This is a genomic window from Nocardia tenerifensis NBRC 101015 (genome assembly GCF_000308715.1).
In the GTDB taxonomy this organism is placed as follows: domain Bacteria; phylum Actinomycetota; class Actinomycetes; order Mycobacteriales; family Mycobacteriaceae; genus Nocardia; species Nocardia tenerifensis.
In genome coordinates this window covers 1-22,605 of sequence record NZ_BAGH01000391.1, presented here as the reverse complement: position 1 = coordinate 22,605, position 22,605 = coordinate 1, and the positions used below count along the sequence as shown (strand labels likewise).

The window sequence follows — 22,605 nt, the reverse complement described above, 5'->3', positions numbered from 1 at the left end:
GAAGCCGGACCCTGACCGAATCCTCGATGTTCGAACGTATGTTCGATATACTGAGAGCGGGTGGGTATCGGCCGAGAGCGAGGGGTCATGCGCGAGTCGTCCTCGGGTTTGTTGAGGTTGCTGGTCAACGAGGTCGCGCTGCGGCACGGGTACGGCTGCGAGGAGATCGGCGGGGAGTTCGTGCTGACGGGCGCTGTGGGCGGCCGGGTCGTGCTGCCGTGCACCCGGCTGGATCGGCGGATGGCCCGCGCGCCGCGGCAGCTGTGGTCCGCGCTGATCGCCGATCGGTTGGATACGCAGATCGCCGACCTCGCCGCCGGGCACCTCGACCAGTCCCGCCTGGAGTCCGTGCGGCCGCTGCTGCGGACTCGTCTGTGCTCGGCGCGCACGAAAGGGCTGATCAACGACGTGCGGCGATTGGTCGCACCCGGACTGCTCCAGCGGGTGCTCGTGGACTTCGGCGACATCATGGCGCCGGTGACCTATGCGGGCGCGCAGCGCTGGGGCGCGAAGGAATCCGACCTGTTCGAGATCGCCGAGCGCAACACCAGGGCCGAGGGCGGGCTCGACCTGACGGCCGCCGAGATCGACGGCATGGACGACGTCGACATCCAAATGCTCTACGGCGCCTCGGATTTCGTCACGGCCCACGTGCGCTGGCTCGACGACTACCCGGTCGTCGGACCGTGGGGCGCGCTGCTGGTCATCCCCGGCCACACCCATCTCCTCGTGCACCCGATCACCGGCCCGACCGTCTTCGCCGGGACGAGCCTGCTCGCGCAGCTGCTCGTCGCCGGGGAGGCGGAGTCGCCGCCGATCGGCCGGTCGATCTACTGGTGGCGCAACCGGATCACCGTCGACATCGCCGCCACCGTCCGTGGCAGCGGCGACCGGATGGAGGTTGTCCCGGCCGACCACCTCGAGTCGCTGCTGGAGATCATGCGTCGAGCGTGAACGAAGCGGTTCCCCGCACGACGAGCGCGCGGGGAACCGAATTCGTTGCCGGACAGGCGAATCCGTTTAGGTGACGATCGGCAGGTACACCGACTTGCCGCTGTCGGCGAACTCGGCGGACTTCGCCGCCATCCCCGCCTCGATCGCCTCGACGTCGGTGAGCTGATGGCGCTCGGCGTACTCGCGCACGTCCGCGGAGATGCGCATCGAGCAGAACTTCGGCCCGCACATGGAGCAGAAGTGCGCGGTCTTGGCCGGCTCGGCGGGCAGGGTTTCGTCGTGGTACTCCCTGGCCGTGTCCGGATCCAGCGACAGCGCGAACTGATCGCGCCAGCGGAATTCGAAACGCGCCTTGGACAATTCGTTGTCCCGATCCTGCGCGTGCGGATGTCCCTTGGCCAGGTCGGCGGCGTGCGCGGCGATCTTGTAGGTGATCACGCCGACCTTGACGTCGTCCCGGTTGGGCAGCCCGAGATGTTCCTTCGGGGTGACGTAGCAGAGCATGGCCGTGCCCGCCTGCGCGATGATCGCGGCGCCGATGGCCGAGGTGATGTGGTCGTAGGCCGGCGCGATATCGGTGGCGAGCGGGCCGAGGGTGTAGAACGGCGCCTCCTCGCACAGCTCCTCCTCGAGCCGCACGTTCTCCACGATCTTGTGCATGGGCACGTGCCCGGGGCCCTCGATCATCACCTGCACGCCATGGGATTTGGCGATCTTCGTCAGCTCGCCGAGGGTGCGCAGCTCGGCGAACTGCGCCTCGTCGTTGGCGTCGGCGATGGAGCCGGGCCGCAGGCCGTCGCCCAGGGAGAACGTGACGTCGTACTTCGCCAGGATCTCGCACAGCTCCGCGAAGTTGGTGTACAGGAACGACTCCCGATGATGCGCCAAACACCAAGCGGCCATGATGGATCCGCCGCGCGAGACGATGCCGGTGACCCGCTTGGCGGTCAGCGGTACATACCGCAGCAGCACGCCCGCGTGCACCGTCATGTAGTCGACGCCCTGCTCGCACTGCTCGATCACGGTGTCGCGGTAGATCTCCCAGGTGAGCTGGGTCGGATCGCCGTTCACCTTTTCCAGCGCCTGATAGATCGGCACCGTGCCGACCGGGACGGGGGAGTTGCGCAGGATCCACTCGCGGGTCTCGTGGATGTTCTTGCCGGTGGACAGGTCCATGATGGTGTCGGCGCCCCAGCGGGTCGCCCACACCATCTTCTCGACCTCCTCGGCGATGGAGGATGAGACGGCCGAGTTCCCGATGTTCGCATTGATTTTCACGAGGAACTTCTTGCCGATGATGGTCGGCTCCAGCTCCGGATGCCGGTGATTGGCGGGGATCACCGCGCGACCGAGCGCCACCTCGTCGCGGACCAGTTCGGGCGAGACGCCCTCGCGGGCGGCGATGAAGCGCATCTCGGGCGTGATGATGCCGCGCCGCGCCCAGGCCAGCTGCGTCGGCGGGCCGTCGACCCGCGGCTTGTCCCAGGTGTCGCGCAGTTTCGGTAGACCGGCCGCTAGGTCGATGGTCGCCGAGTCGTCGGTGTACGGGCCCGAGGTGTCGTAGAGGTCGAAATGCTCACCGTTGGTGAGGTTGACGCGGCGGACCGGGATGCGCAGTCCGTCTACCTCGGTGTAGTGCTTGACACTGCCTTCGATGGGTCCGGTGGTGACGGTGTCGATGCTCTCGGAGCGACCATTTGATGCAGCAGCAGATGCCATGATTTTTCCTCCCTACGCCGGCATTACCCGGTCAGGTTCATACGGTCGACGGCCCTAGCCGTCCTCTCAGCCCGCTGGTGCGAGCCCCCGTTGGCGTGTGAAATTTTCCAGCCCGACAGTACCCGCTGACCCCGAGCGCCCGTCGGGTGAACGACGGAACACGCAGGTACGCAGGTTATACGCGCACATAGAGCTTGGCCCCCGCCCGAATTCGGGCAGGGGCCAAGTGCGGCTAACGCTCGCGAGGTCCGATCGGGAACCCCAACGCGCCGAACGTGGCGTTGAGATTGATCTCGATCTGCGTCAGCAGCGCGTTGAAGTCGGCCAGCATGGACACCACATTGTCGGTGCGGCAGCCGAACTGGTCGGGCGCATTGGGCGCCAGCCGCGACTTCAGCCAGTTGAGCGTGTCCGCCATGCCCAGCGACGGCAACGTCAGATGCTCGCTGAGGTGATCGCGCTTGTAGATGACGGACGCGCCGCCCGCGCACCACTGCTGCGACAGCCGATCATTGGTCCACACCGGCACCGCCTCGTCGAAGACGCCCTGGTACAGGAAGATCGGCGCGGTGGGGATAGTGCGACCGAGCACCGTGGACTCGAAGACCTTCTTGATCTCCGGGACCTGAAGGAAGTCGGGAATGGGGATGGTCAGCATGCGCCCGTAGTCGACGAACATCTGCGTGAGCGCGTTGCGCGGCAGGCACTGTCGCTCGGTCCGGTCCATCAGCGCCCGGCCCTCGGGGGTCAGGTAGCGGTCGGCGGCCTGCTTGAAGTCGGGGAAGGCCTTGCGCAGCGAGGAGATGCCGATGCCGATGAGCGAGGAGAACATCGACCCGTTGACGTGCAGCAGCGACACTACATCGGAGGTCGGCGCGCCGAGCGCGATGCCCTTGACGTTCAGTTCGGGCGCGTAGGTCGGCTGCATCTCGGCCGCCCAGCCCGAGCCCATGCCACCGCCGGAGTAGCCCCACAGGGCGACCGGGGTGTCCGCGCCGTTCAGCCCGAGCGGCTGGAAACCTTCGGCCGCCCGGACGCCGTCGAGAATCAGGTAGCCGGGCTCCTTCGGCACCGTGAGGTGTCCGTCGAGGCCCTCGTAGTCCGGAATCGAGATCGCCCAGCCCTGGCTGATCAGGCCGGCGATCGCGATCAGTTCGCTCTGCGAGTGGATGCCCTCGAGGCCGGGCAGGCCCGAACCCTGTTGCAGCACATACGATGGCGAGCAGTCGTTGCTGGCGCTGTCGTAGTATAACTGCAGCGACACCAGCGGGCGTGCGCGGTTCGGATCCGCGCCCGCGGGCAGGATGACCGTGGTGACGGCGACCGTGGGTTGTTCGTCGAGGTCGGTGGTGCGGTAGAGCAGCTGCCAGGACCGCACGTTCAGCGGCAGCACGGTCAGCACCGCGAGATGTACTTCGCGCGAGCGGAGAATCGCGCCGGGAGCCTGGGCCTCGAAGCCCTCGGGCGGTCGATAGAACGAATCGTCTTGCGTGAGAGGCACCGCGGCGGCGGGCGCGGGCGCGACCGCGCCGGTCAACAGCGCGGTGACCACCGCGAACGCCACTGTCACCGCCGCGGCTACCGCGCGGAGCCCCGGCCGCGCGCGGCCGGTCGGAACACCCTTGATCACTGACACGTACGCGTCCTTCCTCCTCGGCGTGACAGCGATTAGAGCATGGCAGGAGCCGCGCTATGGTCGAGGGATGACCCGCAGCAAATCCGCCGCGCGGCCGGCCGAGGGCCCGGCGCGCCGCCGGATCCGTGGACTCGACGCCGAACAGCGCAGCGCACAGCGGCGCAGTCAACTGCTCGACGCGGCCACCGAACTGTTTGCCGAGCACAGCTATTCGGGCACATCGATCGAGCAGATCTGTCAGCGCGCCTACGTCGGAACCAAGGGGTTCTACGACCACTTCGACAGCAAGGAAGCCTGCTACATCGCGCTGCTGGAGCAGGTCACCGCGCAGATTCAGCAACGGGTGAGCGCGGCCGCCGCCGCAGCCGCCGAACTGGACTGGCCCGGCCGCGCCGCGCCGGTGATCGAGGCGTTCGTGCACGCCATCGCCGACGACCCGCGGCTGGCCAAGGTGACTTTCGGTGAGGCGGGCGGCATCTCGCCCGCGGTGGAGCGGTTGCGGCGCAGCAACCGGCGGTGGTCCGCGGGCTTCCTGGACCGGGTGTGGAGCGGCGAGCCCGCGAGCGGGGCCGGCGAGCAGCGGGCGCGGCTCGCCTTGGCGCTGGCCACCATCGGCGGCATGTTCGAACTCGTCGCGGACTGGCTGCACCATCACGACGACGGCGGCGCGCCGGACGGGGTGGACACCCTCGTCGAGGATTTGAACCGGTTCGTTCTCGTGGTCTACAGCGGGCGGGAAACCATTACGGGGCAATAGCTTTCGCGACGACGCGAGCCGGGCCGACTCGATTCGGCCCGGCTCGCGTCGTGATGGCGTGTGCTCAGTCGAGCGGGCGCGCGGGGCGGATGCGGCCCCTGACCTCGCCGAGCCCGATGCGCCGCACATCGGGGCCCGGCGCGGACGCGGTGATGACCACCTCGTCGCCGTCCTCGAGGAACGTGCGCTGCTGGCCGTTCACCGAGACGGGTTCGCTACCGCCCCAAGACAGTTCGATGAACGAGCCGCGCTGATCGGGTTCCGGTCCGGAGATGGTGCCGGAGGCGTACAGATCTCCCGTGCGGGTGGCCGCGCCGTTGGCGGTGAGGTGGGCCAGCATCTGCGCGGGCGACCAGTACATGCGGGAGAACGGCGGATGCGCGACCACCTGGCCGTTCCAGGCCACCGTCAGGTCGATGTCGAGCCCCCACGGCTCCTTCTCCCGCAGGTAGGGCAGGGGCTCGGGGGACTGGTCGGGCGTCGGCACCCGCGCGGACTCCAGCGCGGCCAGCGGGGTGACCCACGGCGCGATCGACGTCGCGAAGGACTTGCCGAGGAACGGGCCCAGCGGCTGATACTCCCAGGCCTGGATGTCGCGGGCCGACCAGTCGTTGACCAGCGCGACGCCGAAGACCCGCTCGGCGAACTCCCCGGTCTCCACCGGATCGCCGAGTTCGGAGCCGACCCCGACGAGGAAGCCGAGCTCGGCCTCGATGTCCAAGCGCCGCGACGGCCCGAAATCCGGTGTGCCGGAGTCTGTTCTGCGCTGGCCATTGGGCCGGATCACCTCGGTGCCCGAGACGACGACGGTGCCCGCCCGGCCGTGGTAACCCACCGGCAGATGCCGCCAATTCGGCAGCAGCGGTTCGCTGTCCGGGCGGAAGAGGCGACCGAGGTTCGTCGCGTGGTCGAGGCTCGCGTAGAAGTCGACGTAGTCGCCGATCGGCACCGGCAGGCCGAGGCGCACCTCGTGCACGGCATGTATTGCGGCGTCGTCGATTTCGCGATCGACCAGTTCGCGGACGCGTTCACGCACCTCGCGCCAGCGCCGCGAGCCCCGCGCCATGAGGGCGGCCAGGCTCGGCTCGGCGAACTCCGGATCACCCAGTGTCGCGGCGAGATCGATGACGGAGTCGCCCAATCGCGTGCCGACCCGGTAGTTCTGGCCGTCCGGGCTGAACACGCCGTAGGGCAGGTTCTCCGCGCCGAACAGCGAGTCGTCGGGTACCTCGATGCGCGTCTTCACGCCGGCCCCCGGCCCGACCAGGTCCACGCGTAGGCCGGATCCTCGCAGGCGAGGGCGCCCTCGCCGAGCTCGAGCGGCCGGAAGGTGTCGACCATGACCGCGAGCTCGTCGAAGTAGTCCAACCCGATGCTGCGTTCGTAGGCGCCGGGCTGCGGGCCGTGCGCGTAACCGCCGGGGTGCACCGACACCGAGCCCTGCGCGATCCCGGATCCCTTGCGCGCCTCGTAGTTTCCGCCGCAGTAGAACATGATCTCGTCGGAGTCGACGTTGGAGTGGTAGTACGGCACGGGGATCGACAGCGGGTGGTAGTCGACCTTGCGCGGCACGAAGTTACAGACCACGAAGTTGGTCCCCTCGAAGGCTTGGTGGGCGGGCGGCGGCTGATGGATGCGGCCGGTGATCGGCTCGAAGTCGCTGATGTTGAAGGTGATCGGATACAGGCAGCCGTCCCAGCCGACCACGTCGAACGGGTGGGTGGCGTAGCGCAGGCGGGTGCCGACCACCTTGCCGCCGGGGCGGTGCTTGACGAGGACCTCCACGTCGGTACCGGTCTCGGTCAGTATCTCGGTGGGGCCGTGCAGATCTCGCTCGCAGTAGGGCGCGTGCTCGAGCAACTGGCCGAACTTCGACAGGTAACGCTTCGGCGGAGTGATATGGCTGGACGCCTCGATCGCGTACGCGCGCAACGGTTCCGGCCCGGTGGGGCGCCAGCGGTGAGTGGTCGCGCGGGGGATGAGCACCTGGTCGCCCTGGCGCGCGGGTATCGGTCCGAAGACCGTCTCCACGACGGCCGCGCCGGACTCCACGTAGACCAGTTCGTCGCCGATCGCGTTGCGGTACAGCGGGGACGTGGCCCGCGCGACGACATAGGAGATGCGGACGTCGGCGTTGCCGAGCACCAGGCGTCGTCCGGTCACCACGTCGGTGCTCGCGACGACGTCGTCGGGGAACAACTCCGGCAACCGCAGATGCCGGTGCCGCAGTGGATGATTCGGGGTGGTGGACTGATCGGGCAGCTCCCACACCGTCGAATCGACGATCGCGGGCGGCAGCCCGCGGTGGTACAGCAGCGAGGAGTCCCCGGAGAAACCCTCCTCGCCCATCAGCTCCTCGTAGTAGAGCTGGCCCTGCTCGTCCCGGTGTTGGGTATGCCGTTTCGGCGGCACCGCTCCTACTTGTCGGTAGAACGCCATGACCGCACCTCCTGCCTGGCTTGTGGCCTGGTTCAACTGGTCACCATCGTAGTGATGGCCGGCCGGGCGCAGTGGCGGAATCTGCCCTCGACTGCGCGAATTCTGCCGGAACATCGCGGCATCGGGAGGCATTTCGACTAGCTGTTCGGTATCCAGCCGACTATTTGCCCACTGCCTCGGGCGTCGAACTCGATGGGTCAGGCGTGGCGCAGGGCGCGATAGACCGAGGCGCCGACGAAGGCGCCGAGATCCTGCGGTGTCCAGCCGCCCGAGCCCGCGAGCAAGGTGCGCACCGCGCCCTCGCCCGCCGACACCCACAGCTCCACCAGTACCGGCAGCTTGCGCTCGGCGTCCTCGGTGCCCCACGCGCGCAGCGTCGGCCGCAGCAGGGTCGTGCAGCGCTCGATGGCGAGCGCGCGGCCGCGCCCGAACGAATCCGCCACCGCCGGATCGGGATTGCCGTACAGCAGGCGCCACGCGTCCGGCCGCGCGGCCGCCTTCTCCAGCAGCGCGTGAAAGCCCTCGATGAACACGGTCTCGCCCGCGTCGACGTCCCGGCGGCGCATCACCCCCAGCAGGTCGTCGACCAGATAACTCTCCTCGCGCCGAATCAGCGCCTCGATCAACTCCACCCGATCCCCGAAGCAGGCATAAACCACCGGCCGAGTCACATTCATCCGCTCGGCGACAGCCGCCATCGTGACCGCCGCGATCCCATGCTCCACCGCGATCGCCAACGCCGTATCCAGCACCTGCGGGCGGCGCCGCTCCGGCCCCAGGTGCGGCGCCCGCTGTCGCGCCCCCACCCCCGAATCACCACCCATGAGCACCAACATAGATCACCCAGCAACCCCCACACCCACCTGACGCCAACCTCCCGTATCGCGGCCGCACCGCCCGCTCCGCCTACGCAGGCTGCGCAGCCAACCGTCGATATCCGACCAAGAGGGTTCGCCTGCGAGTCTTCGCCGGTTATCTTCGTGGCATGGCCGTCCGCGAGCCGTTGCTGAGCACGGCGGAGTTCGAAGAACTGGCACGTGTGGCCGACCGCATTGCGGAGGGTTTGCGGCTCGAGTTCGTAGCAGGGGTATTGAGCGCGAAGCCGCTGCCGAACGGGAACCATGGCTGCATAATCACGTGGCTCATCCGCCAGTGTTTGGCTGGTCGACCTGAATTGTGGTTGTCGCCCTCCCAGGGTCTCGTCGTCGGGGCGGATCGCAGGGGACGCGCGCGGCCGGACGGCGTGCTGGCTGACTCTGAAGCCTTTGTCGGCCAAGGGGAATGGGCAGACGCGGCCGCTGCGCTGATGGTGGTGGAGATCGCTACGCACGACCGGGACACCGACCGGTGGTATCGGTCTGGCAAATCGCGGTGCTATGCCGCAACAGGTATTCCGGTCTACTTGCTGATCGACCGAGACGCCCGTGAAGTCATCGTCTACAGCGACCCGAGCAACGACCGGTACCAGCAGATCATCATGCGGCCGTTCGGCTCAGCGCTGCGGCTCCCCGATCCCGTAAGCATCATCCTCGATACCGAGCCGTTGGTGCGGTGGGCGGCGTAACCCGAACCTCGCGGTCATTCGGTGAATTCGGCTATTACGGGGGCGTGGTCGCTGGCGCCTTTGCCTTTTCGTTCTTCTCGGTCGACCATCGCGTCTGTTGCGGTGGTGGCGAGGGCGGGGGAGGCGAGGATGAAGTCGATGCGCATGCCTTCTTTGCGGGGGAAGCGGAGTTGGGTGTAGTCCCAGTAGGTGTAGACGCCGGGGCCGGGGGCGAAGGGGCGCATGACGTCGGTGAAGCCGGTGTCGAGGAAGGACTGGAAGGCGTCGCGTTCGGGCTGTGAGGTGTGGGTGCTGTGGAGGAAGCGCTCGGGGGCCCAGACGTCGTCGTCGGTCGGCGCGATGTTCCAGTCGCCGACCAGGGCGATCTTGGCCTGCGGGTCCTCGGCGAGCCAGCGGGCGCCGTTGTCGCGAAGGGCGGCAAGCCATTCCAGCTTGTAGGCGTAGTGCGGGTCGGCGAGGGTGCGGCCGTTCGGCACGTACAGGCTCCAGACCCGGACGCCGCCGCAGGTGGCGCCGAGCGCGCGCGACTCGACCACGGGCGCGCTGATGAGCGACTCGCCCGCATCCTTGTCGAACCCGGGCTGATTCGGAAAGGCGAGTTCCACGTCCTTCAGCCCGACCCGCGAGACGATGGCGACACCGTTCCACTGGTTGATGCCGAGATGAGCCACCTCATAACCGAGCTCGTCGAACCGATCGAACGGGAACTGATCGTCGCGGCACTTCGTCTCCTGAATGGCCAGCACGTCGATGTCCTGGCGGTCCAGAAACCCCGCGACCCGATCGATCCGGGAGCGAATGGAGTTGACGTTCCAGGTGGCGAGGCGCACGGCGGCCTTTCGTAGGGAGATGGATCCGTTCTACCGCGGCTCGGCGGACCGGTGGGGATGGTTCGCGGGGGCGGCGTACCGGTACATGTGATGTTCCACGAAACCGAGTTCCCGATACAGCGCGAGCGCGGCACTGTTCCCGGCCTCGACCTGAAGGTACGCGTGGGTCGCGCCGCGCGCGTGCCCCCACCGGATCAGCTCGGCGCACACCAGCGACCCGAGCCCCTTCCTGCGGTGCTCCGCGCCCACCGCCACACAGGTGAGGCCGATCCATCGCCGCCCGTCCGGCGCGGTGGTCACCGCGCCGCGCCCGATCGCGATCGGCGTCGGCACCCCGAGCGAGGCGAACCCGAGCTCGCCGTCGCGCACGGCGGTCAGCACCTCGACATCGGGCTCGCGTGCCGAAAGCCGCTGCGGCGTAGGCGCTTCGCCCTCGAACCGATGCATCTCCAGCCACGCCGCGTCCGGCTGGGTGGCGACCCGCACCATCGAAGGCCCCTGCGGCAGCACGAAGTTCTCGATGTCGATGGCCAGCATGACGGTCTCGCGCCAGCTGTTCCACTCCGGCGGGAGGGTGGCGAGGCGGTCGGGCAGCGCGAGCAGCAGCGGCAGGCCGTGCGCGGCGTACCACTCGCCGATGCGCTCGATCGCCGCCTGCGTCACCTCGGCGGGCCCGTCGGAACCGCCAAGCGGCACAGCGGAATTGGCTCGCCCGGTGTATCCGTTTCCGGCACGGACCAGCCATCCGTCGATCCAGGTGTGCTCGACGCCGGGCCAGCCGTCGGCCGCCGCGGCCTCCAGCGACCTGATCTCGCCGGTACGAATCGGCCTCGGCCCCAACGCTTTCAGCGCGACGACCCGGTCCGGCGTCACCGCGACGACCTGCCCGTCCGCGCCGCGCACGGTCGGCGGATCCAGCGAGACCAGCTCGCCGATCACATCGGTGAGCGGTTGTGGATAACCGGCGGGCAGCCGATACCGCAGCACCACGCGGCGGCCGAGCGGGATCCTCGGCGGGTCAGCCTCAGTCGTCATGGCCGAACGGGTCCGCGACGGTGCCGGGGATCCAGCTGAGTCCCGGTGTGCCCCAACCGTTGCGCTTGATCGCCTTCTTCGCCGCGCGGGCGTTGCGCCCGATCAGCACGTCGACATAGAGGAAGCCGTCGAGGTGCCCCACCTCGTGCTGCAGCATGCGGGCGAAGAAGCCCTTGCCCTCTATTTCGACCGGTTCGCCGCGCTCGTCGGTGCCGGTGACCTTGGCCCACTCGGCCCGGCCGGTCGGGTACTGCTCGCCGGGCACCGACAGGCAGCCCTCTTCGTCGTCGTCCGGGTCCGGCATGGTCTCCGGGATGGCCGAGGTCTCCAGCACCGGGTTGATCACCGCGCCGCGGCGCCTGCTCGCGGTGCCGTCCGGCGCGATGTCGGGGCAGTCGTAGACGAACAGCCGCAGCGGCACGCCGACCTGGTTGGCCGCGAGCCCGACCCCGTGCGCGGCGTCGAGCGTGTCGTACATGTCCGCGATGAGCTCGGCCAATTCCTCCGGCGACTGGGTGACCCGCTCGGTCGGGTTGTGCAGAACCGGGTCGCCGACGATCACGATCGGGAGGATAGCCATGGGAACAATTATTGCCGCGCCGCCCGCCCGCCGGCCGTGCGGGGGCGGCAACCTTCCCGCGACACGCCTACCGGCAGGTAGCGAACACGCCGCGCCGTACCCCTGGTGATCCCCTGCTCTCGTGGTTGAATGATCCGCGACGTACAAGCACCATTTTTCGTCTGGTGGTAACTCGGCGAGGGAGCAAGATGGACGGCGCAGCGGCACGGAATCTTTCCGCGATCCAGGGCGACCCTTCCGCGAGCGACGATGTCACGGCAGCGGAGCAGACCGGCGACGGCGATGGCCTCAGCCGTCGCGAACGCGACATCCTGGCCTTCGAACGCCAGTGGTGGAAGTACGCGGGGGCCAAGGAAGAAGCCATCCGGGAGCTGTTCGGCATGTCGCCCACTCGCTACTACCAGGTGCTCAACGCCGTCGTGGATCGGCCAGAGTCGCTCGCCGCCGATCCGATGCTGGTCAAGCGGCTGCGCAGGCTGCGGGCGAGCAGGCAGAAAGCCAGGGCCGCGCGACGGCTCGGATTCCAGGTATGACCGGGCTAGGCTCGGCTAGGTGAGCTACCCGAATCCCACCTCCGGTGGGCCGCCATTGCGAGCGTTGGCGATGGTGTTGATCGCACTGGCCATCGTCTTCGCCGGCCTGGGTGCGATGTCGCTGTCGAAGTCCGATGCCGACAACACAGGATCCGGTCCCGCGGAGTCGGCCACCTCGACCACCGTCGCGGCCCCGGTGCCGCAGATGCCGCAGAGCACGGCGCAGAAGACCTCCGACGCCCCGCCGTCCACCACCCTGCCGTCCACGACGATCGACACCCCGACCACCACGCCCCCGCCCACCACCACCGCGGCGGTCGCCAAGTCGGTTCCGGTGCGCGTGCTGAACAACAGCATGATCGTCGGCCTGGCCGGCAAGACCGCGAACCAGCTCACCGCCGAGGGCTGGAACGTCGTCGAGACGGGGAACTATCCCGGCGTCAATATCCCGAAAACGACGGTGTACTACGGCAATTCGCCGGGCGATCGGGAGGCCGGACTCGCCATCGCGCAGCAGCTCGGCACCAGCGCGGAGGCGAAGTCGAGTGGATTGGGTGAGTCCTCGCCCGGTGTAACCGTCATCGTGACGGGTAACTGACAACTGGTGACCCTGCCGCGGCAACTGGCGACCTGCCGCTGAACGGGCCTGTCACGGCGCGACACGGCGGACGTGGCATCATCTTGTCCGGTAACGAACGTGTCCACCCAGCTTTACTCGTAAACTCGGTACTCGTAAAGGAGTTCCCCGATGGCCCCGTCCACAACTCGTCGCCCGTCCTGGCGGACTGTGACCCCGGTGCTCGCGGTCGCGGTCCTCGGCCTCGCAGGCTGCTCCAACAGCCAGGAGTCGAGTGATGTCAAGGGAACGACCCCGCCGGTGTGGAGCGGCGCCGCGGCCCCGCCGGCCAGCGAATCCGGCAAGGAAACCGGCTCCGCGGAGTCGAACTCGGGGGTGAAGGTCGAGCTGAAGGACGCCGCGGGCTCCTCGGTCGGCACGGCGAACATCGTCAAGGACGGCAGCCACCTGCAGTTCACCATCGAGGCCCACGGCCTGCGCCCCGGCTTCCACGGCCTGCACGTGCACTCGATCGGCAAGTGCGAGCCCAACTCGGTCGCCCCGACCGGCGGCCCGTCCGGCGACTTCCTTTCCGCCGGTGGACATCTGCAGGTCGGCAGCGCCAACACACACCCGGCCAGCGGCGATCTCACCTCGCTCGAGGTCCGCTCCGACGGCACGGCCAAGCTGGTCACCACCACCGACGCGGTGACGCTCGACGATCTGAAGGACAAGGCGTTGATGATCCACGCCGACGCCGACAACTTCGGCAATATCCCGAACCGATACCTCCGGGCCGACGGCGTGGCCGGCCCGGATGACACGACGCTAGCAACGGGTGACGCGGGCGGCCGCGTCGCCTGCGGTGTGATCAAATAGCGCAGGAGCCGATATGGCCGGGGCAGGTAGAGAACACGTTCCCTTCCATGGATCGCCCCGGCCCACCATAGGCATCGAGTGGGAGATCGCGCTCGTCGACAAGGTGAGCCGCGATCTGTCGAATACCGCTGCGGCGGTGTTCGATTCACTGGGCGATCTGCACGCGCACGACGGCACCCCCCAGGTGACCAAGGAGTTGTTGCGCAACACCGTCGAGCTCGTCACCGGCGTGCACGACACCGTCGGCGAGGCGGTCGACGATCTGCGCGGCACCATGGACGCGGTCCGGCGCGCCGCCGACCCGCTCGGGGTGGATCTGTTCTGCGCGGGCACCCATCCGTTCGCCCAGTGGTCGGCCCAGCAGCTGACCCGCTCGGAGCACTACGACGAGCTGATCGAGCGCACCCAGTGGTGGGGCAGGCAGATGATGATCTGGGGCGTGCACGTGCACGTCGGAGTCTCCCACCGGGACAAGGTCTTTCCGATCCTCAACGCGCTGCTGCTGCAGTATCCGCACCTGCTCGCGCTGTCCGCGTCCTCGCCGATGTGGGCGGGCTCGGACACCGGTTACGCGAGCAACCGGACGCTGATGTTCCAGCAGCTGCCCACCGCGGGCCTGCCGTTCCAGTTCGAAAACTGGCACGGCTTCGAGCAATTCGTGCACGACCAGTTCAAAACCGGTGTGTTCGAACAACTCGGCGGCATGCACTGGGACATCAGACCCGCGCCGAAGTGGGGCACGATCGAGGTCCGGGTGTGCGACGGGGTGTCGACCCGCGCCGAGCTGGCCGCCATGGCCGCGCTGATCCACTGCCTGATCGTCGATCTCGACCGTCGGCTGGAGGAGGGCGAAACGCTGCCCGCGCTGCCTCCGTGGCACGTGCAGGAGAACAAGTGGCGCGCGGCCCGCTACGGGCTCGACGCGATCGTCGTCGTGGACGACAAGAGCAACGAGCGGCTGGTCACCGACGACGTGACCGATCTGCTGAATCGACTGGAGCCGACCGCGAAACGGCTCGGCTGCGCGGACGAGCTGGCGTTCGTGGCCGAGATTCCCGAGCGCGGCGCGTCTTATCAACGGCAGCGCAAGGTCGCCGCCGCGGCGCAGGGTGATCTGGTCGCGGTGGTGGACGCGCTGGTCAAGGAGCTGGAGCAGTAATCGGGCGGGCGGGGATGCTCGCCTGCTGTTCAGTCGGGCGGTGGGACGGCGTTCACCCCCCGTTTACTATGGTCGAGTGCTTGTCGAGGACCCGGGACCCAGAGTAGGAAGTGCCGCCACTCGGTTGCGCGTGCCGCCGACCCGGGTCTGGGTCGCGGCCGGCGTCGCCGCGGTGCCGGTGCTGTTGATCGCGCTGCAGATCGTGGCGGTGCGCGAGGACTTCCAGGGTCCGCTCGGCAGCCTGTGGCAGGACTACGTCGGCACGCCGAAGTCGATGTCGGTGCCGTGGGCGGGCCTGGTCCTGGCGCTGGTCGGTCTGCCCATGAAGCGCCGGATCGTCGCGCTGAGCGCGGCCGCCGGAATCGACCTGGTGTGGGCCGGTATCCGGCTGCTGGCCGGTGAGTCGTTCGCGATCGGGAACGGGCCGGTGATCGTGCTCACCGGGCTGGCCGTGTTCGCCTGGCTGCGCTGGGACGGGACCGAACGACGCAACGCGCTGCACGCGGCCGCGCTCGGCGCGCTGCTCATCCTGGCCACCAAGGTCGGCGATGTGTGGCTGCACGTCACGATCATGAGCAGGCCGACGGTGCTGGACGAGTACGTGCTGCTCGCCGACCACGCGCTCGGCGATCCGTCCTGGGTGATGGGCCGGGTGCTCGACGTGCTCGGGCCGGTCGTCTACGGCGTGCTGCACTGGGTGTACATCGAGTTGCCGGTCGCGGCGATCGTGGTCGCGGTGTGGCAGTTGCGCCGGGTGGCGTCCGGCGGGCGCTGGCCGAGTCACTATCTGGTGCGCACCTTTCTGGTGCTCGGCCTGGTCGGCCCGATCGTCTACGTGATCTTCCCGGTGGTCGGCCCGATGTTCGCGTTCGGCTCCGACGGGCACGGGTTGCAGCTCGGCAACTACTGGCCGAGCGTGGTGCCGCCACTGGAACGCAACCCCATGCCGATGCCGTTCGACACCGCGACGCCGCGCAACTGCATGCCGTCCATGCACACCGCGTGGGCGCTCTCGGTCTTCCTGCACACCCGCCGCGACACCGACGGCGGACCCGCCCCGCGCGCGCTGCGCTGGCTCGGCGCGTTCTGGTTGCTCGCCACGCTCACCGCCACCCTCGGCTTCGGCTACCACTACGGCGTCGACCTCGTCGCCGGCGCCGTCCTCTGCCTCACCGTCGAGTCCGCCCTGCGTGACCCCGAACGCGGCTGGGGCTGGTTCCGCATCCGCCTCGTCGCCGGCGGCGTCGCCGTCCTCGCCATCCTCCTACTCTCCTACCGCTACCTCTCCGTCTGGATGGCCGAATACCCTGTCCCCGCAGGCACCGTCGTCCTGGCCCTCCTAGCAGGCCTAGCCGCCGCCTTCCACGCCACCTGGTTCGCCCCCCACCGCCGAACCACCCGCGAACCCGAACTCGCCACCCACTGAAAGCCCTAGTGGCTCAGTGATAATCCCGCTCAGTCGAGGTCGTGGTCGCCTAGTTCGTTGACGGTGAGGAGGCCGTCGCGGTGGCGTTGTTCGCGGTAGGCGGTGCGGCCGATGAGGTGGGCGACTACGGGGGCGGTGAGGAGGGTGAAGAGGCCTACGAGGGCCAGGGCCCAGACGTTGCCGTGGCCGAGTAGTTCGATGGCGGCGCCGTCGAGGACCAGGATCAGGCCGACGACCTGGGGTTTGGTGGCGGCGTGCATGCGGGTCAGGGTGTCGGGGAAGCGCACGATGGCGATCGCGGCGGTCAGGGCCAGGGCCGAGCCGGAAAGAATGAGTGCGCCGGAGATCCAGTGCCACACGATCATCGGTCGCCTCCGTTCCGAGATGCCGTCCGCCCCAACGGCTTCGGCCGCGTCACTGGTCGTCCTTGACCCGGAAGCGGGTGACCGCGGCCGACCCGAGGAAGCCGACCAGCGCCAGCGCGACGATCGCCGGGATGATCGTGGTGTCCTGACTGTAGGCCGCCCACACGGCCAGCCCGGACGCCGCGATCGCCATCAGCGAGTCGATGCCGACGATCCGGTCCAGCGTGCCCGGCCCGGCGAGGATGCGGTAGCTGGTGATCACGGCCGCGGCCGTCAGCAGCACCCCCGCCACGATGGCGACGACCGTCACAACTCCACCTCCGGTTGTTCGGCCGAACGCCACTCGCCGTGGCGCTCGAACGACGAGATGAGCAGCCTCTCCAGCCGCCGGGTGGTCCGGTAGAACTTGTCCACCGCCGCGTCGCTACTCACGTCGAGGACGTGCACGTAGACGACGCAGCGGCGCCGATCGATCTCCAGCACGATGGTGCCGGGGATCAGGTTCAGCAGGTCGGTGCACAGCACCAGCACCATGTCGGATCTGGTGCTCAGGTAGACCCGCAGCACCCCGGAGACCGGCGGCGGCGCGGGCCGGATCGCGAACCACGCCACCTGCAGACTCGACTCCAGCGCGTAATACGTTGCGACGAAGACGGTTTGGATCAGCGGCAGCACGTGCAGCCGCCCGCTGACCGGCACCCGGGGCAGCGGCAGCGCCACCATGATCAGCGCGCCGACCGCGAGCCCGGCCAGCAGATTGGCCACGCTGAGGTCGCCCCACAGCGCGATCCACACCACGGTGAGCCAGCCCAGCACGCCGATCCGGACGACGACCTCACGACTCGGCCAGCTCATCGGCTCGCTCCCGGCTCGACCGGCGCGGCGCCGAGCACCGCGGTGACGTACACGCCGGGATCGCGCAGATCCGTGGCGGCCCGGTCGGCGATGCGCAGGATCGGGCCGGCGAGCACCGTCAACGCGAGCCCGACGACCACCAGTGCCGCCGTCGAGCCGACCATCAGCAGCGGCATGCTGCCGGGGTGCGTGCGCTCGTCGTAGCGCACATCCGTCGAATCCTCGATCAGCGAGGGCGTTTTCGCGTTGCTGAGATGCCCCTCCGGCGCCTCGGCCCGCGGCCGCCAGAAGGCCTTGCTCCACACCCGCGCGACCGTGTACAGCGTGAGCAGGCTGGTGAGCACCGAACCGCCGACCAGCGTCCAGGCCAGCACGCTGCCGTTCTGCGCGCCCGCCTGCAACAGCGTGGCCTTGCCGATGAACCCCGAGAACGGCGGAATGCCACCGAGATTCAGCGCCGGAATCAGGAACAGCACGGCCAGCAGCGGACTCGTCGCGGCCAGGCCGCCCAGCCTGCGCAGCGAGGTCGAGCCCGCCTGCCGCTCGATCAGCCCGACCACCAGGAACAGCGCGGTCTGCACCAGAATGTGGTGCGCCACATAGAACACCGCGCCAGCCAGCCCCGCCGTGCTGGCCAGCCCGACCCCGAAGATCATGTACCCGATATGGCTGACCAGGGTGAACGACAGCAGTCGCCGGATGTCGCTCTGCGCGATCGCCCCCAGGATGCCGACCAGCATGGTGAGCAACCCGCACACCAGCAGGATCGAGTCGAACTCGCCGCCGGGAAACAGCAGCGAGTGCGTCCGAATAATCGCGTACACACCGACTTTCGTGAGCAGGCCGGCGAACACGGCGGTGACCGGCGCGGGCGCGGTCGGGTAGGAGTCCGGCAGCCAGTTCGACAGCGGGAACACCGCCGCCTTGATGCCGAACGCCACGAGCAGCACCGCGTAGATCGCCGTGCGCGTGCCCTCCGGCACCGCCCCGATCCGCTGGGCCAGCTGCGCCAGGTTCAACGTCCCGGTGGCCGCGTAGGTCATGCCGATGCCGGCCAGGAAGATCAGCGACGCGAGCATCGACACCATCACATACGACACCCCCGCCCGGATCCGTTCCTCGGTGCCGCCGACGGTCAGCAGCACGAACGACGCGGCGAGCAGGATCTCGAAGCCGACGAACAGGTTGAACAGATCGCCGGCCAGGAACGCGGCCGAGACGCCGCCGCTCAACACCAGATAGGTGGGCCGGTAGATGGAGGTCGGCTGCCGCTCGTCGCCGTCGCGGATGTTCTGTCCAGAGCCGTAGAGCGCGACGGCGATCAGCACGATCGACGAGACCAGCAGCATCGCCGCGGACAGCCGGTCCACCACCAGCGTGATGCCGATCGGGGTCTCCCAGTTGCCGACCTGCAGCGCGGTGGTGCCGTCGCGGTCGGCCAGGTACAGCAGCAGTCCGCAGATGACGACCACGCCGGTGAGCGCGCTGAGCATGATGGTGCGCTGGATCCGCGGCCTGCGCCCGAACACCAGGGTGCCCGCGGCCGCGAGCAGCGGCACGAGCACGGGCAGCGGCATGAGGATCGGCAGCAGGCCGGCGGAGGGGCTCAATCTTCCGGGTCCTCTCGCTCGCGCCTGCGGGCGACATCGACGTCTTCCTGGTCGTTCTCGACGTCGTCGGTGGTGGTGAGGGCGAAGGATCGATAGGCAAGCGCGAGCACGAACGCGGCCAGGCCCATGGTGATGACGATCGCGGTGAGCACCATCGCCTGCGCGAGCGGGTCGGCCGTGTCGCGCTGCGTCGTGTCGGTCCGGCCCTGGATCGGCGCGCGGCCGTCCGGCCCGGCGAGGGTGATGATCAGCAGGTTCACCGCGTTGCCGAACAGGATCATGCCGAGCAGCATCTTCGACACCGCGCGCTCCAGGATCAGATACACCCCGCAGGCGACCAGGACCCCGATGACGATCAACAGCGTCAGATTGGCGGTCATCGAGCCGAACCTCCTGTGGTGGAGGGTGTTTCGCGCTCGCCGAGTTCGCTGTCCAGTCGTGCGCCGAGGCTGCGCAGCACGTCGAGCACCAGGCCGACCACGATCAGGTAGACGCCGAGGTCGAACAGCAGCGCCGTCACCAGCTTGACGTGGCCGAGCAGCGGCAGCGTCACCTCGAAGACGGCCGAGGACAGCGGTGGCGCGCCGAAGAACAGTGAGCCGACGCCGGTTCCGGCGGCCAGGGTCAAACCTGCCCCGAGCAGATGCCCCGCGTCGACCGGCAGCGCCTCGCCGAGCTCGTAGCGGCCGCCGGCCAGGTAGCGCAGCGTCAGCGCGAGCCCGGCAGTAAGCCCGCCTGCGAACCCGCCGCCGGGCGCGTTGTGGCCGGAGAAGAAGAAGTACACCGACAGCACCATCATGGTCGGGAACACCAGCCGCGTGGTGATCTGCATGACCATGGAGCGGTCCGCCCGGTCCACCAGCCGCCCCGCGGGCAGCCAGCTCACCAGATCCGGGTCGTAGTGCGGGGAGTCGGCGGCGCGCGGGGCGCTGCCGAAGCGGCGGCTGCGGAACACCAGCGAGGCGACGCCGGTCGCGGCCACCACGAGCACGGAGATCTCGCCGAGGGTGTCCCAGGCCCTGACGTCGACGAGTAGCACGTTCACCGCATTCTTCCCACCGCCGAATTCGTATGCGGCGTCGGGGATCCGGCGCCAGATCGGCTCGGCCGTGCGGGCGGCGACGGCGAAGGCGCCGAGCACCGTGACCGCGGTGCCGACCAGCGCGGCGAGCACCGCCCGGCGCGCCTTGAACGGGGTGGCCCGGCCCGCCTCGATCTCCGCCGGGAAGGCGCGCAAGACAAGCACGAAGATCACCAAAGTCAGTGTCTCGACGAGGAATTGGGTCAACGCGAGATCGGGCGCGCCGTGCAGCGCGAAGATCACGCCGCACCCGTAGCCGGTCACCCCGACGACGAGCACGCTGGCCAGCCGGTTGCGCAGTACCGTCGCGCCGAGCGCCATCGCGATCAGGATCGCGCCGATGACCGCCTGCAGCGGTGAATCCCACAGGCGCAGTTGAACTCCGGTGCGGGTGCCGAGGGCGAGCAGCACGGTCGGCAGGATGATCAGCGTGCCGAGAATCGTGGCCTGACTCAGCGGCAGCGACCCGCGCTGTACCGCGCCGGTCATCCGCAGCGAGAGCCGGTCCATGCCGCGCAGGGTCGCGTCGTAGGCCCGGTCGGCATTGCCGAGCAGCGGCGTGGTCGGGTCCCGGAGGCGATCGCGCAGCTGGAACAGGGCGACGCCGGCCGCGATGATCACGACGGTCAGCGCGAGCGGAAGCGTGAAGCCGTGCCACAGCGACAGGTGCGAAACCAGCTCCGCGGCAAACGTTTCCGCGTACGGACTGAGCAGTCGATCCATCCCCGGCGCCGCCAGCCCCGCGATCAGGCCCGCGACCGCGAGGATCGCGGGCGCGGCCAGGAACGACACACCCGGCGCGTGCCAGCCCGCCCGCTCGGCGGTGTCCGCGTCCTTGCCGTCGAAATCCAGCATGGGCCCGGTGTTCTCGGAGGCGAGCCGAACCCGATGCGCGCCGTGCGTCGCGGGCCCCCCGGTTCGGTGCTTGTCTCCGAAGGCGCCCCAGACGAAGCGAATGCTGTAGCCGACGGTCAGCATCGACCCGAGCACCACGCCGGCCGCCAGCGCCACCCGCGCGGGCCCGGCGAGGTTGTCCGCGTCCAGGATCGCGCCGAGCGCACTCTCCTTGCCGACGAACCCGAGCAGCGGCGGGATCCCGGCCATGCTCGCCGCGGCGAGTATCGCGACCCCGCACAGCACCGGCGCGCGCCGGCCGAGCCCGGACAGCCTGCGCAGATCCCGGGTGCCCGCCCCGTGATCGATGATTCCGACGACCATGAACAGGCACGCCTTGAACAGCGCGTGCGCCACCAGCATCGCCACCCCGGCCAGCGCCGCGTCGGGCGTCCCGATGCCCACCAGCACGATCAGGAACCCCAGCTGGCTCACCGTGCCGAACGCCAGCACCAGCTTCAGGTCGGCGACCTCGAGCGAGCGCAGCCCGGCGAGCAGCATCGACGCCACCCCGAGGGTGAGCACCAGCGGATGCCACACCGGGTTCTGCGCGAACACCGGCGCCAGCCGCGCCACCAGGTACACGCCGGCCTTCACCATGGCCGCGGCGTGCAGGTACGCGCTGACCGGGGTCGGCGCCGCCATCGCGCCGGGCAGCCAGAAGTGCAGCGGGACCACGGCGGACTTGCTCAGCGCGCCGATCAGGATCAACACCACCGCCACGTCGACGGCGACGCCGCTCGGCGGCTGCGCGCGGGCCAGCAGATCCGAGAGCAGGTAGCTGCCGTTCGCCTCGCCGAGAATGATCATCCCGACCAGCATCGCCAGCCCGCCCGCGGCGGTGACCAGCAGCGCCTGGATGGCCGCGCGCCTGCTGTTCGCCTGCTCGGCGTTGTGGCCGACGAGCAGGAACGACAGCACCGTCGTCACTTCCCAGAAGACGAAGAGCAGCAGCATGTTGTCGCTGGTCACCAGGCCGAACATGGCCCCGGCGAAGCCGACCAGCTCGGCCGCGAACAGCCCGAGGCGCGGCTCGTCGTCGGTGAAGTATCCGGCGCAGTAGCACAGGATCAGCGCCCCGATGCCGAGGACGAGCGCGGACATGATCGCGGCGAGCGAGTCGAACCGCAGATCGATGTTCATCTCGATGCTCGGCGCCCACGCGAGCCGAACCCGCTGTGTGCTACCCCAATTCGCGACGACCCAGCCGAGGCCGCCGAGCGGGACCAGGGCGAGCACGTAGAAAGCGTTGCGTCCCAGTGCCTTTACCCACAGCGGTGCGACGAGCGCGGCTGCGGCGAGGGCGAGCAGGATTGCGAGCAAACTGCACTCCGTCGGGTAGGGGCGGCGGGGTGGTGCGGGACAATCCTACGTGAGCCTGGGATTTCCGCGTCCACGTCGAGCCTGGCGTCGGTGCGGCGGCGTGGCCGAGGCTATATGTCCGCTAACGCCGTGCTGGTCGAGCCGGGTCGCCCGCGCGGCCGACAGCGGTGCAGCACGGCGAGCCCGACGGCGCTGCCGAGCACGACGGCCAGGGCGGTCCGGCCGGGCAGGGTGTCGTGGACCGTGTCGTGCGGCAGCAGCCAGCTCTTGCCGGTGTCCGGCAGCGCGGAGACGGCCGTCGGCAGGTAGAGAGAGGCCAGCGCCAGCACGCCGCTCGGGGCGTACCGCGGCCTGGCGGCGGCACAGCAGTAGCCCGCGGTGAGCGCGAGCACCGCGCTACCGAGCGAGAA

Annotated in this window: 23 protein-coding genes and 1 riboswitch; of the genes, 8 read left to right on the top strand and 15 right to left on the bottom strand. The window is 69.1% G+C overall.

The window, feature by feature from the left end; translation table 11 throughout:
• The first annotated feature begins 87 nt into the window (after positions 1-87).
• Entirely contained in the window at positions 88-954 is an 867-nt protein-coding gene (locus ON39_RS31075) for a hypothetical protein (protein WP_040739590.1), read from the top strand.
• 66 nt (positions 955-1,020) lie between these two features.
• On the opposite strand, the gene thiC is transcribed toward ON39_RS31075, so the two are convergent.
• Both thiC and ON39_RS31065 read right to left on the bottom strand, forming a co-directional pair.
• On the bottom strand, positions 1,021-2,673 hold the full coding sequence (thiC, locus tag ON39_RS31070) for a phosphomethylpyrimidine synthase ThiC (protein ID WP_040739589.1): 1,653 nt from the start codon (positions 2,671-2,673) through the stop codon (positions 1,021-1,023).
• A riboswitch (TPP riboswitch) is annotated at positions 2,666-2,774 on the bottom strand. Its footprint overlaps the gene before it by 8 nt.
• A gap of 131 nt (positions 2,775-2,905) precedes the next feature.
• Positions 2,906-4,309, bottom strand: a complete 1,404-nt coding sequence (locus ON39_RS31065; protein ID WP_157195536.1) for a lipase family protein — start codon at positions 4,307-4,309, stop codon at positions 2,906-2,908.
• A 67-nt stretch (positions 4,310-4,376) separates the two neighbouring features.
• On the opposite strand from ON39_RS31065, the gene ON39_RS31060 reads away from it, so the two are divergent.
• Positions 4,377-5,066, top strand: coding sequence for a TetR/AcrR family transcriptional regulator (locus tag ON39_RS31060; RefSeq protein WP_040739588.1), 690 nt, complete (start codon positions 4,377-4,379; stop codon positions 5,064-5,066).
• 64 nt (positions 5,067-5,130) lie between these two features.
• On the opposite strand, the gene fahA is transcribed toward ON39_RS31060, so the two are convergent.
• From fahA to ON39_RS31045, 3 genes are all read right to left on the bottom strand, one after another.
• Positions 5,131-6,339: a fumarylacetoacetase gene (fahA, locus tag ON39_RS31055; RefSeq protein ID WP_083894801.1), complete on the bottom strand. Its 1,209-nt coding sequence runs from the start codon at positions 6,337-6,339 to the stop codon at positions 5,131-5,133.
• Positions 6,309-7,505 (bottom strand): homogentisate 1,2-dioxygenase, encoded by a 1,197-nt coding sequence (locus ON39_RS31050; RefSeq protein ID WP_040739587.1) that lies wholly within the window; start codon positions 7,503-7,505, stop codon positions 6,309-6,311. Before ON39_RS31050 ends, fahA begins: the two co-directional genes overlap by 31 nt.
• Positions 7,506-7,702: 197 nt before the next feature.
• The gene (locus ON39_RS31045) at positions 7,703-8,329 is read right to left on the bottom strand and encodes a TetR/AcrR family transcriptional regulator (protein ID WP_040739606.1); all 627 of its coding nucleotides are present in this window, start codon (positions 8,327-8,329) and stop codon (positions 7,703-7,705) included.
• A 161-nt stretch (positions 8,330-8,490) separates the two neighbouring features.
• Between ON39_RS31045 and ON39_RS31040 the strand changes: the two genes are divergently transcribed.
• Positions 8,491-9,069 carry a Uma2 family endonuclease gene (locus ON39_RS31040; protein WP_040739585.1) on the top strand — a complete coding sequence of 193 codons (579 nt, stop codon included), beginning with the start codon at positions 8,491-8,493 and terminating at the stop codon, positions 9,067-9,069.
• A 14-nt stretch (positions 9,070-9,083) separates the two neighbouring features.
• Here the strand turns inward: ON39_RS31040 and ON39_RS31035 are convergent, their stop codons facing one another.
• From ON39_RS31035 to ON39_RS31025, 3 genes are read right to left on the bottom strand one after another with little or no spacing between them, the layout of a single operon-like run.
• The gene (locus tag ON39_RS31035) at positions 9,084-9,899 is read right to left on the bottom strand and encodes an exodeoxyribonuclease III (RefSeq protein ID WP_040739584.1); all 816 of its coding nucleotides are present in this window, start codon (positions 9,897-9,899) and stop codon (positions 9,084-9,086) included.
• 30 nt (positions 9,900-9,929) lie between these two features.
• Positions 9,930-10,934, bottom strand: coding sequence for an N-acetylglutamate synthase, CG3035 family (locus ON39_RS31030; protein WP_040739583.1), 1,005 nt, complete (start codon positions 10,932-10,934; stop codon positions 9,930-9,932).
• Positions 10,924-11,514: a peptide deformylase gene (locus tag ON39_RS31025; RefSeq protein ID WP_040739582.1), complete on the bottom strand. Its 591-nt coding sequence runs from the start codon at positions 11,512-11,514 to the stop codon at positions 10,924-10,926. Before ON39_RS31025 ends, ON39_RS31030 begins: the two co-directional genes overlap by 11 nt.
• A 188-nt stretch (positions 11,515-11,702) precedes the next feature.
• On the opposite strand from ON39_RS31025, the gene napA reads away from it, so the two are divergent.
• From napA to ON39_RS31000, 5 genes are all read left to right on the top strand, one after another.
• Entirely contained in the window at positions 11,703-12,047 is a 345-nt protein-coding gene (napA, locus tag ON39_RS31020) for a nucleoid-associated protein NapA (protein ID WP_040739581.1), read from the top strand.
• A gap of 19 nt (positions 12,048-12,066) precedes the next feature.
• On the top strand, positions 12,067-12,645 hold the full coding sequence (locus ON39_RS31015; protein WP_040739580.1) for a LytR C-terminal domain-containing protein: 579 nt from the start codon (positions 12,067-12,069) through the stop codon (positions 12,643-12,645).
• A gap of 150 nt (positions 12,646-12,795) precedes the next feature.
• A complete protein-coding gene (sodC, locus tag ON39_RS31010) occupies positions 12,796-13,482 on the top strand; it encodes a superoxide dismutase[Cu-Zn] (protein ID WP_040739579.1) in 687 nt (228 codons plus the stop codon).
• 13 nt (positions 13,483-13,495) lie between these two features.
• On the top strand, positions 13,496-14,641 hold the full coding sequence (locus ON39_RS31005) for a glutamate--cysteine ligase (RefSeq protein ID WP_040739578.1): 1,146 nt from the start codon (positions 13,496-13,498) through the stop codon (positions 14,639-14,641).
• Between the two features lie 130 nt (positions 14,642-14,771).
• The gene (locus tag ON39_RS31000) at positions 14,772-16,067 is read left to right on the top strand and encodes a phosphatase PAP2 family protein (RefSeq protein ID WP_040739577.1); all 1,296 of its coding nucleotides are present in this window, start codon (positions 14,772-14,774) and stop codon (positions 16,065-16,067) included.
• Positions 16,068-16,096: 29 nt separating this feature from the next.
• On the opposite strand, the gene mnhG is transcribed toward ON39_RS31000, so the two are convergent.
• From mnhG to ON39_RS30965, 7 genes are all read right to left on the bottom strand, one after another.
• Positions 16,097-16,432, bottom strand: coding sequence for a monovalent cation/H(+) antiporter subunit G (gene mnhG, locus ON39_RS30995; protein WP_040739576.1), 336 nt, complete (start codon positions 16,430-16,432; stop codon positions 16,097-16,099).
• Between the two features lie 49 nt (positions 16,433-16,481).
• Positions 16,482-16,742 (bottom strand): monovalent cation/H+ antiporter complex subunit F, encoded by a 261-nt coding sequence (locus ON39_RS30990; RefSeq protein ID WP_040739575.1) that lies wholly within the window; start codon positions 16,740-16,742, stop codon positions 16,482-16,484.
• On the bottom strand, positions 16,739-17,287 hold the full coding sequence (locus tag ON39_RS30985; protein ID WP_040739574.1) for a Na+/H+ antiporter subunit E: 549 nt from the start codon (positions 17,285-17,287) through the stop codon (positions 16,739-16,741). Before ON39_RS30985 ends, ON39_RS30990 begins: the two co-directional genes overlap by 4 nt.
• Positions 17,284-18,864 (bottom strand): Na+/H+ antiporter subunit D, encoded by a 1,581-nt coding sequence (locus tag ON39_RS30980; RefSeq protein ID WP_373283756.1) that lies wholly within the window; start codon positions 18,862-18,864, stop codon positions 17,284-17,286. The genes ON39_RS30985 and ON39_RS30980 overlap by 4 nt, the downstream gene beginning before the upstream one ends.
• A 29-nt stretch (positions 18,865-18,893) precedes the next feature.
• On the bottom strand, positions 18,894-19,277 hold the full coding sequence (locus ON39_RS30975) for a Na(+)/H(+) antiporter subunit C (RefSeq protein WP_040739572.1): 384 nt from the start codon (positions 19,275-19,277) through the stop codon (positions 18,894-18,896).
• Positions 19,274-22,195, bottom strand: coding sequence for a Na+/H+ antiporter subunit A (locus tag ON39_RS30970; protein WP_040739571.1), 2,922 nt, complete (start codon positions 22,193-22,195; stop codon positions 19,274-19,276). Before ON39_RS30970 ends, ON39_RS30975 begins: the two co-directional genes overlap by 4 nt.
• Before the next feature lie 110 nt (positions 22,196-22,305).
• On the bottom strand, positions 22,306-22,605 hold a 300-nt coding region (locus tag ON39_RS30965; RefSeq protein WP_040739570.1), incomplete at its 5' end, for a hypothetical protein.

What these genes read in the sequence shown, in the direction of transcription:
- ON39_RS31075 (WP_040739590.1), top strand. Translation starts at nt 88, where the DNA reads ATGCGCGAGTCGTCCTCGGGTTTGTTGAGGTTGCTGGTCAACGAGGTC.
- thiC (WP_040739589.1), bottom strand. Translation starts at nt 2,673, where the DNA reads ATGGCATCTGCTGCTGCATCAAATGGTCGCTCCGAGAGCATCGACACC.
- ON39_RS31060 (WP_040739588.1), top strand. Translation starts at nt 4,377, where the DNA reads ATGACCCGCAGCAAATCCGCCGCGCGGCCGGCCGAGGGCCCGGCGCGC.
- ON39_RS31050 (WP_040739587.1), bottom strand. Translation starts at nt 7,505, where the DNA reads ATGGCGTTCTACCGACAAGTAGGAGCGGTGCCGCCGAAACGGCATACC.
- ON39_RS31045 (WP_040739606.1), bottom strand. Translation starts at nt 8,329, where the DNA reads ATGGGTGGTGATTCGGGGGTGGGGGCGCGACAGCGGGCGCCGCACCTG.
- ON39_RS31040 (WP_040739585.1), top strand. Translation starts at nt 8,491, where the DNA reads ATGGCCGTCCGCGAGCCGTTGCTGAGCACGGCGGAGTTCGAAGAACTG.
- ON39_RS31030 (WP_040739583.1), bottom strand. Translation starts at nt 10,934, where the DNA reads ATGACGACTGAGGCTGACCCGCCGAGGATCCCGCTCGGCCGCCGCGTG.
- ON39_RS31025 (WP_040739582.1), bottom strand. Translation starts at nt 11,514, where the DNA reads ATGGCTATCCTCCCGATCGTGATCGTCGGCGACCCGGTTCTGCACAAC.
- napA (WP_040739581.1), top strand. Translation starts at nt 11,703, where the DNA reads ATGGACGGCGCAGCGGCACGGAATCTTTCCGCGATCCAGGGCGACCCT.
- sodC (WP_040739579.1), top strand. Translation starts at nt 12,796, where the DNA reads ATGGCCCCGTCCACAACTCGTCGCCCGTCCTGGCGGACTGTGACCCCG.
- ON39_RS31005 (WP_040739578.1), top strand. Translation starts at nt 13,496, where the DNA reads ATGGCCGGGGCAGGTAGAGAACACGTTCCCTTCCATGGATCGCCCCGG.
- mnhG (WP_040739576.1), bottom strand. Translation starts at nt 16,432, where the DNA reads ATGATCGTGTGGCACTGGATCTCCGGCGCACTCATTCTTTCCGGCTCG.
- ON39_RS30985 (WP_040739574.1), bottom strand. Translation starts at nt 17,287, where the DNA reads ATGAGCTGGCCGAGTCGTGAGGTCGTCGTCCGGATCGGCGTGCTGGGC.
- ON39_RS30980 (WP_373283756.1), bottom strand. Translation starts at nt 18,864, where the DNA reads ATGCCGCTGCCCGTGCTCGTGCCGCTGCTCGCGGCCGCGGGCACCCTG.
- ON39_RS30975 (WP_040739572.1), bottom strand. Translation starts at nt 19,277, where the DNA reads ATGACCGCCAATCTGACGCTGTTGATCGTCATCGGGGTCCTGGTCGCC.